This window comes from Labrys methylaminiphilus subsp. lupini (assembly GCF_051161885.1).
GTDB lineage: Bacteria > Pseudomonadota > Alphaproteobacteria > Rhizobiales > Labraceae > Labrys.
In genome coordinates, this window is sequence record NZ_JBMDIH010000001.1 from 202,084 (window position 1) to 215,856 (window position 13,773).

Genomic DNA, 13,773 nt, shown 5'->3' on the forward strand with positions numbered 1-13,773 from the left:
TCGTTTTCGCTTATGTGAAGCGTGACCTATCTTCGCGGCAAGTACGCGTATCAGCCCCGAGTATGTCATGAGCGACATCGTTTCCGCCCCCCGCCCCACCCCCCTGCCGGCGCTCGATTCCGTTGGCCTGGGCGCCATGATCGCCTCCGTTCTGGCGATTGCCTGGTCGCCCATCCTGATCCGGTTCAGCGATGTCGCGCCGGCCGCCGCCGCCTTCTGGCGGCTGGTGTTCTCCCTGCCGGTGCTGTTCGTGTGGGCCGAGGCCGAAAGGCGGCGGGCCGGCGGCACGAGCATGGCCTCCCTGCTCACGCGGCCGGGCCTGTTGGCGGCCAGCCTGGCCGGCGTGGCTTTTTCAGCCGATCTTGCCTTCTACCATGCCGCCTTGCCGCTGACCTCGGTGGCCAATGCCAGCTTCATTTCGAACCTCGCCCCCGTGGCCTCGGTGGTCGCCGGCTTCGTGCTGCTGCGCGACCGCATCCGGCCGGCGGTGCTGGGAGCGCTCGCCATCGCCCTCGTCGGCGTGGCCATCACCAGCGGCGCCCACCGCACCGGCCTCACCATGGGCAGGGGCGACCTCCTGGCTCTCGGCGCAGCGCTCGCCTATGCCTTCTATCTCGTCGCCCTCCGGGTGGCGCGCAACACGCGCCTGGCCGCCGATGCCTCGCTGGTTTCGACGGTGGTCGCCGCCCTCGGCCTGGTGGCGATCATGCTGGTCGAAGGAGGCACCTTCCTGCCGCAGTCCCCGCAGGGCTGGGCGGTGGTCATCGGCCTCGGCCTGATCTGCCAGGTGCTCGGCCAGGGGCTGAGCGCGGTCGGCATCGGGCGGCTGCCCGCCGGCGTGGTGGCGATCATCCTGCTTTCGCATCCGGTCTTGTCGGCGATCATCGCCTATTTCGTCTTCGGCGAAGCCCTGAGCCTCGATCAGCTCGTCGGCGGCATCCTGATCCTGGCCGCCGTGATGATGACGCGCATCAACATGAAGTGATGGGGCTACGTCCTTTCGCGGACTCGACAGCACATCGAGCCCGGCATAGTTTACCTTGAGGCATGCGAAGCGGTGGGCCGTCGCTTGCCAGTAGGTGATGCATGCGTTTGTTCTTTGCCCTGTCCGCCGTGATGATCCTCGCGCAATTGCCGGCCGCGGCGCAGGCTGCCGCCCCGCAAGAGCTGGAAGACGCGATCTTCGACGACGTCAAATTGTATCGTCCGGCCGACAAGCCGGCCAATGTCATCGTGCTGCTGTCCGATGCCGACGGCTTCGGCAATGACGAGGAAACCCTCGCCGCGGAGTTCCAGCAGCGCGGCGATCTGGTGATCGGCCTGGACTGGCCGACGACCCGTCGCACCGCCGGCGGCCGCCATCGCATGACCTGCCCCGAACTCGCCGGCCATATCGAAGACACCACGCTGCGCATCGAACGCGAGCAGGCGATCACCCCCTATGTCACGCCGGTGCTGGCCGGGGCCGGTCTGGGCCGGGATGCCGCGCGCTCCCTGGCCCTGCAGGCGGACAGCCATCGCCTCGCCGGCGTGATCGCGGTGCACACCACCACGATGAAGCCCGATACGATCTCGGCCTGCCTGGTCGACAAGGCGGCCCTCGCCAGCGCCGACGTCTCGGCGGCGACCACCGCCAGTTTTGTGGCGCTGCGGGAAATCGAGGATGGCGACGAGAGCGCCGCCGAAGAGGCGGCGGAGGCCCTGGGCAAGGACGCCGGTCCGCATGGTCCGGGCGATCTGTCCGACCTGCCGCTCTATGTCTCCGAACCCGAGCAGCCCGCCAGCCGCCTCGCCGTGGTGCTGACGGGGGATGGCGGCATGGGCCAGCTCAACGTCGATCTGGCGACGGCGCTGACGCGGCGCGGGGTCGGCGTGGTCTCCATCGATTCCAGGCGCTATTTCTGGGCCAAGCGCGATCCCGATGAAGTCGCCGCCGACCTCAAGCGCATCATCAAGCATTACCGCGCGGCCTGGCCGGTCGAGCGGGTGGCGCTGGTCGGCTATTCCTTCGGCGGCGATGCGCTGCCGCTGGTCTATAACCGGCTGTCCAAACGCATCAAGAGCATCGTCGCGGTGGTCTCCCTGCTGTCGATCGCGCCGGTGACGGACATGCGCGTCGAGTTGAGCGACGACGACTATCCCAACGAGATCCCGCTCCTGCCCGAGGCGGCGCGCATCGACGCGCCGAATGTGCAATGCATCTATGGCCAGGACGATCGCATGGCCGCACTGGCCTGTCCCGCCCTGGCCAAGGCCCGTCCGGATTTCGCCATCCTGCGCGAGGCGGGCGGCCACGGCTTCAGCGGCGATGCCGAGCGCCTGGCCGATCTCATCGTGGCGCCGCTGCTGTCAGCCCCGGCGGTGGAGCGCCATGCCAGGGCCGGCGTGAGCGGTAATCACGGGCATTGAGGGCAGGCCTGGGGCGCAGATGTCCTCGTCCATAGGCGCTACTTTGCGATGAGAGTACGCTCTTTACCCTCCCCTGGAGGGGGAGGGTCGGCCTGGAAGGCCGGGGTGGGGTGAAGAAGCTCCGGCTTTGAGGATGAGACGACATCTTCTTGTAAGGAAGTCCCCCCGAGGCTTCGCCTCGACCCTCCCCCTCCAGGGGAGGGTAAAGAGTCCTCGCCTCAGCTCTCCACCTTGATCCGCCCCCCGACGCCGGTGGTGACGGTGCCCTTCTCGCGCAGATAGACCATCACCTCATTGGCGAGCAGCTTGCCGTCGGTCGCGCCGATCAGCACGCGCCCGCGGCCGATGGCGTCATAGCCGTCGCCGCCCGCCAGCAGGAAATTGTTGGAGGCGACCTTGTAGCGCCGCGCCAGATCGAGCGTCTCGCCGTTGACGCTGACCGAGGCGATGCGCGCGCCGACGGGCGCCTTGGCATCCACCACGATGGCGAGGCCCGAAACCTGCGGGAAGCGGCCGGCATAGTTCTGCAGCTGCGAGACGCCGTTTTCGAGCGCGGCCTTGATGTCCGAGCCCTTGAGCTCGACCAGCACGGTGGTGTTGCCGAAGGGGAGTTCGGAGAGGATGTCGCGGCGGGTCAGCCGGGTGCCGGCCGGATAGAGCTTGTTGGCACGGATGCCGCCGCCATTGGTGATGGCGCAATCGGCGCCGGTGCGGGCGCGGATGGCATCGGCGATGAGATCGCCCATGGCGGTTTCCTGGGACCGCACGCTGGCGGTGCGGCTGTCGAGCTCGACGGCGGTGGTGGCGATTTCAACGTCGAGTTCGCGCGACAGCTCGGCCTCGAGCTTGTCGACGGCGGCCTGCACCTCAGGATCGGGCTGCACCGACAGGCTGTCATGTACGCGAAAGCTCGGCAGCCAGGCGAGCTTGCGGCTCTCGCCTTCGCCGCTCGCCGTCACCACGAAATCGATGGCGGTGACGAAATTGCCCTCTTCGTTGGACTCGACCATCACCGTGCGCCCGTCATAGGTGATGGCAAGATCATGGTCGTGGCCCGTCAGCAGCACGTCGACCAGCCGGGAGCGCACGATCTGGTTGTCCATGTCGCGATCGGTATGGGCGACGCAGACGATGAATTCGGCGCCGGCCTTGCGCAGGATCGCCACCTCCCGCTTCAGCGTCTCCAGTTCGGGCGCGAAGATGAGGTCGCCGCTCTGCGACATCTGGGGCGTCGCCGCCAAAGCGAGGCCGGTGACGCCGACCTTGATGTCGCCGAGCTCGTGGATCGAATTGTCCTTCATGCCGGGGATCGGACTGCCGTCGGCCCGGCGCATATTGGCGCCGTAAAAGGCAAAGTTCGCCTCGGCCATGTGCTTGAAATAGACCTCCGTGCCGAAGTCGAACTCGTGATTGCCGGGCACGAAGATGTCGGGCCGGATCATGTTGGTGAGGGCGACGATGTGTTCGCCCTGGTCGAAGCCCGACATCAGCGAGGGCGAGAAGCAATCGCCGGCATGGCAGAACAGCATGGGCACGCCGCGGGCGCGCTCGGCCTTCACCACTGCCGCGAGCTTGGCAAAGCCGCCGCGGCCCTTGGTGTCGCCGGCCTTGTAGATGTCGTTGACGAGCAGCAGAGAGAAGGTGGTGCCCGCCGGCGCCGCCTCGGCGGTCTCGGCCGCGCCCGACAGCATGGTGACGGAGAAGCCGGCGGCAAGGCCGAGGCCCAGCGTCTGGCGGCGATTGAGGCGAGGCATGGCGGGTATCCCGAAAGGCGGTGGAGGAGGGAGGGTTCCACAGGGATGTGACGGGGGCAAGTCGCGTGGGCGGAAGGATTGGAGGCAGTCAGCTATCGAGCGGAATGAAGGGGAAGCTGATATTCAGTTTGGTAGACTGGCCTTACCAGAAGGTTGCTTTCACGCACCAAGCCGGAATGACTGCATTGGGGTGGTTTCCTGCCTGTCCGCTTTTGGGTACGGAGCTCGGCAAGCGGCCATTCAGGTAGCCGCCGCACATCGACCGCGAAGCGCTCCCACCCAATTCAGAACGGCCGGTAGCAGACACCAATTTTCTGTCTGCCAGTGTTTTTCTAGCGCCGAGCCGCAGTCGCTAGGCGACGGAAGACTGCGCTTGTAGAAAGTGTAGGATCAACCTTCAAAATTTGATCCAATGCATCGGTAAGGTCGTGAGGAATGACAGCTCCTTCTGACGTACCGACTGTGAGATCAAGCAGCTTCAAGAGAGCTCGCGCCTTTGCTGCGTCATTGATGACAGCGAGCTTTTTTGCTTCGCCTTCGTCGCCATAAAGGCCGTAATTGAGCATCGACCAACAATCGAAGGGCACAAGAAAGCGGGTGATTGTGTCCACGGCTTCGGCGAATGCCTCGCCTGATGTCGCGGGAAGATCAGCAAGCGCGCTGCTGACCCCAGGCGTCACCAGCGACCGCTCCTGCGGCCAAACCTCGCGAAGGAACGGCGCAGCGCTTGAACGAAAGAGGGTTGCTGCGGTTGCGGGGGCCACTTGCTCTTCGCCATCCTCTGGCGCGTTGGTTACTCCCTTCGCTGAGAGTTCACGAACGAATTGCTGAATCGCATTTGCCGCTGATGCGCGCACTTCATCCTCCAGCGTTCGTAGCATCTGCTGAATGCGTTGGTTAGGTACTGCAGGCGCACGGCCCTCGCGGAAAGCGTGAAGGGATTCGATCACGAGACTGAAAACCAGCCTGCGGCGCGTTTCCCGACCCAGCCGGCGATCATTTGCGCGTTCGGCCATCGCCGCGCCGATGCTTTCCAGGACTTTGGTGAAGTGCGGGCGTCTTGCAACGGCTCGCCATAGCGCCAGCGCGGTGCCATCATCCTTAAGCAACGGCTCGATGAGATGTTCCTGTGCCCAATCGGGGTCAGCGTGAAGGAAGTGAGGCAGGTATTCGATCAAACGGTATCGCACGAGCAATCCGCTCCGACCATCGGTAGCGATCAATGTGTCGCGCATCTGGCGCAATCCGCTCCCGTCATGAAATGGATTCTGCGGACCTACGTGCGTTCGCCAAGCTGCAAAGAAAACACCTGTAAGCTTCCCTGCAGGCGTATTCAACGCCGCGCTTCCGTCCCGATCATTCTCGTTGCCTTTTGCGTCAGCAATAACCGTCAATTCTTCATCGCTGTTCTCTTCAGGCCCGTGGTTAGTTGCGTTTACGGCGATAGGCCAAAGACGAAGCCAGATCGGCAAGGCTAGCGGCAACTTAGCGGCGTACTTCTCCCAGGCATCCAGCCAAGCACAAATTCCGTCGATCGAACTCGAAAACGTTGTGTCGGATAGCTGGTTCAGCAGGCCGAGAACCCTGCTAGCCTCTCTGCCCAGTTGCGCATCCTGTGCAGCATCGCCTTCCTGCTGGCGCGGTCTATGCGCCCAACCAAAGCGGTTCCAGACCTTCGGGAAGTCATCGCCGCCGTTATTCGTGGTCTCGAAGTCAGCAAGTACCTCGTCGGCATTGCCCTGCTGGTTGATCCAATCATTTGCGCGTTCCGCAGGGTCATCATCCCAGCCACGACGCCCGGTTCCCAAGGCTGCTTCGAGCGCCTTCAGCCGTTCGACGCCTGAAACCATTTCGAATTTCGCATCCGGTTTCGCTTCACGACGAGTAATGGTAACCCCTCCGGGAAAACCTTCATCGATTGTCATCTCCGCGAGTTCAGCGAATTGCGCCGTCCGAGCATCAAGCCAAGTCTTGGCTCGATCTGGTAAGACACCTCTGCCGACTTCGATGCGCCGTAGTTCCCGCAAGGACCAAAATAGCCGCGCATTCTTTATCTCCGCGGCATCCACCTTCTTCGGCCAATGATGCCGTGGAGGGCCTTTCTGAATCCTAGCCACGATGGCGTCTTGTGCTTCTGCGTTCATGTCGCGGAAGCGGACGGCGCGAAGCTCCGCGATTTCCGGGAAGCCTTGCACATCCCAAAACCGATCCTGATCAAGGGCAGTGAGGAAGGCCGACACCCCATCAGTGGGGGTGATCTGTTCGTTCCGAGACATCGCAGCCCACAAACGAAGATGCACCGGCGAGCTATTCAGCCTCCAGCGCCGAGCAAAGCTCCGCGCAGCAGCGAGGTCAAGTTCAGAAATCCTAGCGACGACGGCATGCAGGAGTTTCACTGACGGCGCGATGCCATGGTGGTAGGCGTCTGGGTCACCATCCTCGCGCGCTCTTGGGGCGTCAGCCACGTAGTACGCGCGTCCTAAGTCGCCAAGTTGCCATAGGCGCCTTTGTCCATCCCATCCCAGCCTGCGAGCAGTATCGAGGCCGTGATTGACCGCGGCTTCCAGCGCATTGGCGAGCGACGTCAGAAAAGCGACATCATTGAGGTTAGCCAGTTCGAGTACATTCAGATCAACCAGATCTCCGCTCGTCAGGCCGGCGGACAGGATGTGCTCGACCATTTTCGGCTTGCGCGGTTTCTTGATGTAGGTCCATCGCCACGCATCAATTGGCTCGACTTTGAGTCGCGGTGCAACGAGATCAACAATTGCCGCGATCGCCGCACCCGACCGATCTCCTGCCCGTAGCCGCTTCTGAATGCCGTAAATGGCAGTTCCGTTGTGTCCGTCCGAATGAGGCGCTGCCCAGCTTTCTTCGATCAGCCGCCATGCCGAGGCCCATGGTTCTGCAAGATCGCGCGCACTTGGGCCGGTCAATAAGTCCTCAACCGCGATGCGCTCGACTCGCTGCCCGGGTCTGAGTTTCAGAGCCCAGTCGATTGTTCCTTGCTCAGCAAGGCGCTTGTTCAGAAACGCGATTATCGTTCGGAACGTCTCGCGGTCTTGCGGGTCAAGATAAGCCCAGGGCCGGATCATGGCTTCCGTCCCCGCTCGGCTTCAGCGCAAACCTTTACAACTGCATCGAGCCAACCGATCTCTGCCTTCGCGTCGGAAATCAGCGCTGAAAGACGCACGCGTTCGCCTGCGTTGCTTCTTCGGAAGAAATGGTCAAAAAGGTCGCGGTCAGAGTCCTTAGACGCAGACCGCGGTACTGTTACAATTCTTCGCAGTTCGGCATCGACAATTTCTTTCTTCCCATTGATTGCAGACAAAGCAGCCCATCGTTCTAGGGTTGTCCTTAGCGCGTTGTGGCCGTTCGTTGAGTCGTAGTGGATCGGCGTGATACCGCGCCCATTCCAGTCCGCAAGTGCAACCGCGTCCGGCGAGCTCGTGCCGAAAAAAGTGAAGCGCTCCTTCAAGTCGTCAAAACGCTTGCCGTCTGCTGCGACCGCATTGAGCAGATAACGCATAGGCGGATCGTTGGCGCTGTAGCCGACCAGCACCAAATGATACAGGCGCGCGGCATCGTAGATGAAATCTGGAACAACGCGGCGGCGCAGATAGAACTCGCCGAAATCCTGATCCGATAGAACGAGTTCAGAAGTTCTTTCCGGCCTCTTGTCCAGCGCGCCATGGATATGGAGAACACCAGAGAACTCAGAATTCCGCGATGGCCTCGGGATCGAGCCGAGCGAATAGGTCTCAACCGGCGACCGAAGGCGTTGGGCGGCGATTTGAAGTAGCAGATCGAAGTTTGTTGTCACGATGGTTTTGGCTCCGCCGCGATCGGCAAGGGCTATGAGCGCCTTGTGGATCGCTGCTGGGCTTGCTGCACCCGAACGCAGGATTGCCGCGACTGTCCGCCTCACTTGGCTATCGCCACTTGTCTGATCGTCAAGTCGGCGCTCAAGCATGCCGAGGACAACATCATAGTCCCCGAAGATGAATCGCTTCACTTCAGCTGTCTGCCGATCCGTCAGGCCAGCACAATTGGCCTGCCACTGGTTGCAAACTCCCGCTGGCAGCCCCTTTAAGATGCTGTGCGTCGAAGCATCGAGTTTGGCGTAGACATCGAGAACAAGTTGACGAAAATCCGGAAGTCCTGCGGGCCGGGAGATACCTGCACCGCAAATGAACAGCACTTCTCCGCGCGCATGAGACAGAAGGAGCCGCTCCGGTATTACGGGGAGCCCAAGGCCCAATTGTATAACTCTATCCTCTACAGCGGTATTGGCTGCCACAGCCTCTAAGCCTTTAACTCACGAATCATTTTCTTCATTCTATTTTCCTGTTTCCTGATTGAACAGTTAACTTCTGCCTGTCGCCCTCCGGCCTCATCAACCCAAGAAGCCAGTACCTATGCGAATGACAAGGTTCAGGCAGCGGCAGCGAGTATCCCGAACGACCGCAGCGGGGTCGGTTGCTGAACGGCGGCTATCTTCGTAGTGGCCCCAAGAGCCGACGGTCTGCTCTCGGCCCCAATTTGAATGTTTCGGGGCTCGCATCCAAATCGTCGTTCCAGAGGGTGAATTGGTATGGCGGCAACGCCTCTCTCTTTGCTTGCCGCTTGCCGATACTACAAAGGCTCGAAACGGAAACCCTTTTCCGCGCGTGAGAGGCGGCCGACGCCGGGCGAGTCGAGATGGGCCCCTGCAACGCAATAGCCATTGTCGGCGGCCAGGGCCATGAGGTGCATGCGGCTTTCGCGCGCCTGTTCCTGGTCGGCGTCGAACTCCCAGGTCAGCTCCGGCCTGTCGAATTGAAGCGATGGCACGTGGATGGTGTCACCCCAGATCAGGACCGTATCGCCCTCGCTGGTGACGCGAAAACACGTATGGCCGGCCTCGTGGCCGGGAGCAGCCAAGGCCTCGATACCAGCCCCCAGGAATTGCCCCGGTTCGAAGGGTTCCGCTCTCTCGTGGAACCGTTCGAGCCTGGCCTCGTCCCGGAACAGGCCGAGTTCCTCGCGGGGTACGAAGAGACGGGAGAGGTTCGGGAAGGCATCCTCGCCATTGGGCAGAATGAGCCCGTGAATATGATCGAGATGCGTGTGGGTAAAGGCGACGGTCTGGATACGGTCGACGGCAATGCCCGCCTCGTGCAGGGCTTGAGGCAGAAAGCCCATGCTCGGGTGCCAGGCGTTCGATGATCCGCTGTCGATCAGCGTAACCGCCTCGCCGTCATCGATGGCGAAGGCGTTGACCGATAGCCTCAGTCCGCCCTCGACGAGATGAAGCTGTGGCGGCAGGTCGGGGCCGAAGGGGCGGTCGCCCGGCTGGCGCAGCCGGGTGACGGGCATGTCGACATAGCCGTCCCGGAGGGAAATCAACGCCAAGCGACCGAATTCATAGGCGGCATGATGCTCGCCGGCGGCAACGCGCTTCATCGATGTCTCCTGTCAATGTCGCCCTCTCGCATGGCGTCGGGCGTTGTGCCGCGATACGACGAGCAGCCGTTCCAGCGTGCCAGGGAGCCTGGAGATGGGCGCTGGCCGATGTTCCCAGCTACTTCTTCAGCCGATCCAAAATCGCTCGGGCCACCGGCTCGTAATTGCCGTCGAAATGGTGCCCGCCCGGCCGTTCGATCAGCGTGGCCTTGCTCATTTCGGGGAAGACGCAGGCGGTGCCGTTCTCGACCACTTCCTCCTTGCCGTAGAAGCACATGGTCTTTTCGAAGGGCAGGCTGGGCAGATAGGGCTTGAGGTCGACGTCCGAGGAGGAGGCGACGCCGAGCCAGCCGGAGACCGAGATCTCGAAATCGGCGGTCGGCTCCAGGCCCAGCATGGCGAGCAGGTTGATCTTCTTCTGCATGGGCGGCGGCAGTTTCTGCCAGACGAAGGGGATCACGTCCGCGCCCAGCGAATAGCCGATGATGGCCACGCGCTTGGCGCCCCACAGCTTGGTGTAATAGCCGATGATGCGGGTGAGGTCGCCGGCGATGACATCAGGCTCCTTGGTGCTCCAGAAATAGCGCAGCGAATCGACGCCGACCACGGCGACGCCTTCCTTCTGCAGGATCTCGCCGATGGTCTTGTCGATGTCGCGCCAGCCGCCGTCACCGGAGATGAAGATGGCAAGGCCCGTCGGCGGGCCGGAGGCCGGCAGCTCCACCAGAGGCAGGTCGCTGAGTTCCTGGTTGGGCGGCGCGCCCATCTCGACGGCGGCTTTCACCACGGCATCGACAACGGCGTCAGCCCCGCCGTCGGCGACGACCGATTGGGCATCCTTGGTGCCGGCGACGAAGGCCTGCGTCGTCGGATCGGGGGCGGCGGCGCCGACATAGGTCCAGCGTCCCGGCACCTTGGCGAGCGGCTTGTACTGCCATTTGCCGTCGGCGGCCTTGGAGACCGGCGCGCCTTCGCACATGCGCAGCTTGGAGGCCATCTCGTCGGAAAAGCCGGTGGAGACGGCACCGGCGGCGGTGTTTTCCGGGGCCTGGGCGAGATTGATGTAGGCGAAGGTGCCGCCGAGCGTGCCGAGGCCGACGACCACCGGCCAGCGCCAGGTCTGCATGCCCAATTGGCGCTGGGCCTCGCGGGCCGAGTCCTCGATGTCGCCGAAGGCATAGTGGCAATCTTCCTCGTCGCCCTTGGCGAGGCCGTCGATGAAGGCCTGGCTGTCGATCAGCATCACGGCGGCGCCCTGGTCCACCAATTTGTCGGCCACGGCGCGGTAGGCCGGCGTGAGCCCGTCCTTGTCGGAGAGCAGGGCGACGAATTTGGTGGGTTCCTCCTCGGGGGCCAGCACCGTGACGGTGCCGAGGACCTCCTCCTGCACCTTGACCTCACGCGGGGCCGACAGCGCCGATGCCGTGGAGGCCAGCAGGGCGAAACAGAACAAGGCGATGCGGCGCATCAACTGGCCTCCTCGGGCAAAGCGCGTCTCGGGCTCGAAGCGATCAAGCCGGTAACATCCATGAGAATCTGCGGTAGGGCCAGCCCCCCCGGAAAGGCAAGATATTTCGGTCGCCAATCCGGCTTGAACTTGTCCTTATAGGCCCTGAGGCCTTCGAAATTGTAGAAGCGGTCGCCGCGCTTGTAGACGAAGGAGCCGATGCGGCTCCACAGCGACGCTAGGCGGTGGCGCGCCAGGCCGGAGAGCGGCGCCATGCCGAGATTGAACCAGGCAAAGCCCTCGCTTTTGGCCTGGGCCAGAAGGCCGATGAACAACAGGTCCATCATGCCGGCCGGGCCTTGCGGCAGATAGCGCATCAGGTCGACCGTATATTCCTGCTTGTCGGCGCCGCGCCAGATATTGGCGAAGGCGACGATGCGCCCGTCCTGGCGGATCACGGCCTGGTCGTAGCGCCTGATATAGTCTGAGGACCAGAAGCCGAGCGAAAAGCCCTTTTCTTTGTTGCCCTTCTCCTCGAGCCAGGCGTCCGAGACTGCCTGGAGCTCGCCGAGGATGGCGTCGACTTCGGCGGCCGGCACGATCTCGAAGGAGGCGCCGGAGCGCTCGGCCTTGGCGCGGGCCTGGCGCAGGCGGCGGCCCTCGCTGCCTTCGAGCGTGAACTTCGTCAGGTCGACCCAGGCTTCCTCGCCGAGCTTGGCGAGCGAAAAGCCGGCGTCGAGATAAGCAGGCAGATGGCCAGTGGTGACCTGGTAGAACACCGGCGTGCCGCCATTGCGGTCCACCAGTTCCTTGAAGCGCCAGACCATGGCGTCGACCTCGTCCTCGGGCGCGACGGGATCGCCCATGGCGATCCAGCTTCGCCCCTGCACGCCATACATGGTGAAGCCCTTGCCGCTGGCCGACAACAGGAAGCGCTTGTCGCCGAGCAGGGCCAGGTGCGCATCCGAGCGGGTGGAATCGCTGATCAGGGGCACCAGCGTTTCCAGTTCCTCGGGCGTCGCCGGATCGAAGGCGGCGCGGCTGGGATGCATCAGGATATAGGCAGCGATGCCGATGGCGACCACGGCCATGGCCAGCGTGGCGCGCAGGAAGCGCGGGGCATCGGCGTTGTAGGCGAAATCCCACCACAATTTGTGCTGGTAGTCGACATTGGCATAGACGAAGAAGCCGAGCCAGACGGTTGCGCCCACCGCCACGAGACAGGCGATGATCCATTCGAAGGAAGGCCGCACCGAGAACAGATCGGCCTGCCGATAGAACTCGTCCCTGTAGAGCACCAGCAGCCCGGCGACGATGCTGCAGATGATGGCCTCCTCGACATCGAGGCCCTTGAACAGTGCGGAGACGGCGCCCGCGATCAGCAGCAAGACGGCCAGCCGCTGGGCATTGGCCATGCGCCGCACCAGGCCATAGGAGACGATCAGCAGCACGAGGCCGGCGATGCTGGCTGCGAGCTGCGACACCTCCAGGAAGGGCAGCGGCACCAGGTCGCTCAGGATATCGATGCGATAATGTTCTTCAGGGGTGGCGCTGGAGAACAGCAGGATGACGCCGCCGATGAACACCGCGACGCTGGCGATGCGCGGGATGATCGGCCGGGCGATCGCATGCACCGTCTTGGCGATCCGGCCCACCGAATGCTGGCGCTGGCGGATTTCATAGGCGCCGAACAGCACGCAGGCGATGGCGAAGGGAATGACGTAGTAGACCAGCCGGAACAGGATCAGCGAGACCAGCATGTCCGCGGCGGGAATCTGCGGCTGGGCCAGGATCAGCGTGGTCTCGAACACGCCGACGCCGCCCGGCACATGGCTGATGACGCCGAGCACGGTGGCGATGGCGAACACCACCAGGAAGCTGACGAAACCGGCGTCCGGACCGGCCGGCATGATCAGCCAGAGCGCGCCGGCGGCGGCCACCGTATCCAGCAGGCCGACCAGGATGGCCCCGAGCGTCGCCTGCGGGCCGGGCAGGGGCATGGTGTGCTCGCCGATGCTGATCGTCCGCGGGCGGATGGCCGAGATGATCAGCCAGAGCGCAACGCCGCCGATCACGGTGAGGCCGATGGCGAGGTTGAGGCCGGGCGCAAGCCCGTCCAGGGGCGCCAGCACGGAGGGCTGGAACAAGAGGCAGACCGCGGCGACGGTGGCGATGCCGAGCCAGAAGGTCAGCGTCGTCAGGGCGCCCACGGCCAGGATCTGGCTCGGTTTCAGGCCATGGGCCTGGTAGAGGCGCCAGCGCACGGCGCCGCCGGTCAGCACGCCGAAGCCGAGCGTATAGGTGAAGGCGTGGCTGATGAAGGAGGTGAAGGCGATCGCCGGCAAGGGCACCTGCCGCGCGCCGACATGGCGCAGGGCCAGCAGGTCATAGCCGATCAGGGCGCCATAGGAGAGCGCGGTGGCGACGAAGGCGAGCGCGACCTGGCTCCAGGCGATGCGGGACACCGCATTGTTCACTTCGGACCAGGTGATGCCGGCGAAAATCTGGTAGAGCGCGGCCGCGGCGATGGTGAAGACCACCAGCCCGACCAGCAGGCCGGCCTTGCTCCAGTCGATGTGCTTGAGCAGGCCGGTCTTCGGGCGCTCAGCCGTTGGGATGGCGGCCGCCGAAACCTTGGGGCCGTCGTCGCGCGCCACGGCGCGGTCGAGCGAGCCCACCACTTCAGCCATGCCTTGTTCCCGTTTCAATGCGATTGTC

Annotated in this window: 8 protein-coding genes; 2 read left to right on the top strand and 6 right to left on the bottom strand. The window is 63.6% G+C overall.

Translation table 11 applies throughout. From position 1 onward, the window contains the following. Positions 1-67: 67 nt before the first annotated feature. Together ACN6KF_RS00940 and ACN6KF_RS00945 are read left to right on the top strand one after the other, a co-directional pair. The gene (locus ACN6KF_RS00940) at positions 68-985 is read left to right on the top strand and encodes a DMT family transporter (RefSeq protein WP_434955026.1); all 918 of its coding nucleotides are present in this window, start codon (positions 68-70) and stop codon (positions 983-985) included. A gap of 101 nt (positions 986-1,086) precedes the next feature. Beyond that, positions 1,087-2,409, top strand: coding sequence for an AcvB/VirJ family lysyl-phosphatidylglycerol hydrolase (locus ACN6KF_RS00945; protein WP_434955027.1), 1,323 nt, complete (start codon positions 1,087-1,089; stop codon positions 2,407-2,409). 218 nt (positions 2,410-2,627) lie between these two features. Here the strand turns inward: ACN6KF_RS00945 and ACN6KF_RS00950 are convergent, their stop codons facing one another. The 6 genes from ACN6KF_RS00950 to mprF all read right to left on the bottom strand — a co-directional run bounded on the left by ACN6KF_RS00950 (position 2,628) and on the right by mprF (position 13,745). Beyond that, complete coding sequence (locus tag ACN6KF_RS00950) at positions 2,628-4,163, bottom strand: bifunctional metallophosphatase/5'-nucleotidase (protein ID WP_434955028.1); 1,536 nt, start codon at positions 4,161-4,163, stop codon at positions 2,628-2,630. 332 nt (positions 4,164-4,495) lie between these two features. Next, positions 4,496-7,258: a hypothetical protein gene (locus tag ACN6KF_RS00955; protein ID WP_434955029.1), complete on the bottom strand. Its 2,763-nt coding sequence runs from the start codon at positions 7,256-7,258 to the stop codon at positions 4,496-4,498. Then, the gene (locus ACN6KF_RS00960; protein WP_434955030.1) at positions 7,255-8,463 is read right to left on the bottom strand and encodes an SIR2 family protein; all 1,209 of its coding nucleotides are present in this window, start codon (positions 8,461-8,463) and stop codon (positions 7,255-7,257) included. The genes ACN6KF_RS00955 and ACN6KF_RS00960 overlap by 4 nt, the downstream gene beginning before the upstream one ends. Positions 8,464-8,798: 335 nt before the next feature. After that, entirely contained in the window at positions 8,799-9,608 is an 810-nt protein-coding gene (locus tag ACN6KF_RS00965; RefSeq protein ID WP_434955031.1) for an MBL fold metallo-hydrolase, read from the bottom strand. A gap of 118 nt (positions 9,609-9,726) precedes the next feature. After that, positions 9,727-11,076, bottom strand: a complete 1,350-nt coding sequence (locus ACN6KF_RS00970) for a virulence factor family protein (protein ID WP_434955032.1) — start codon at positions 11,074-11,076, stop codon at positions 9,727-9,729. Further along, a complete protein-coding gene (gene mprF / locus ACN6KF_RS00975; RefSeq protein WP_434955033.1) occupies positions 11,076-13,745 on the bottom strand; it encodes a bifunctional lysylphosphatidylglycerol flippase/synthetase MprF in 2,670 nt (889 codons plus the stop codon). Before mprF ends, ACN6KF_RS00970 begins: the two co-directional genes overlap by 1 nt. Positions 13,746-13,773: the final 28 nt, after the last annotated feature.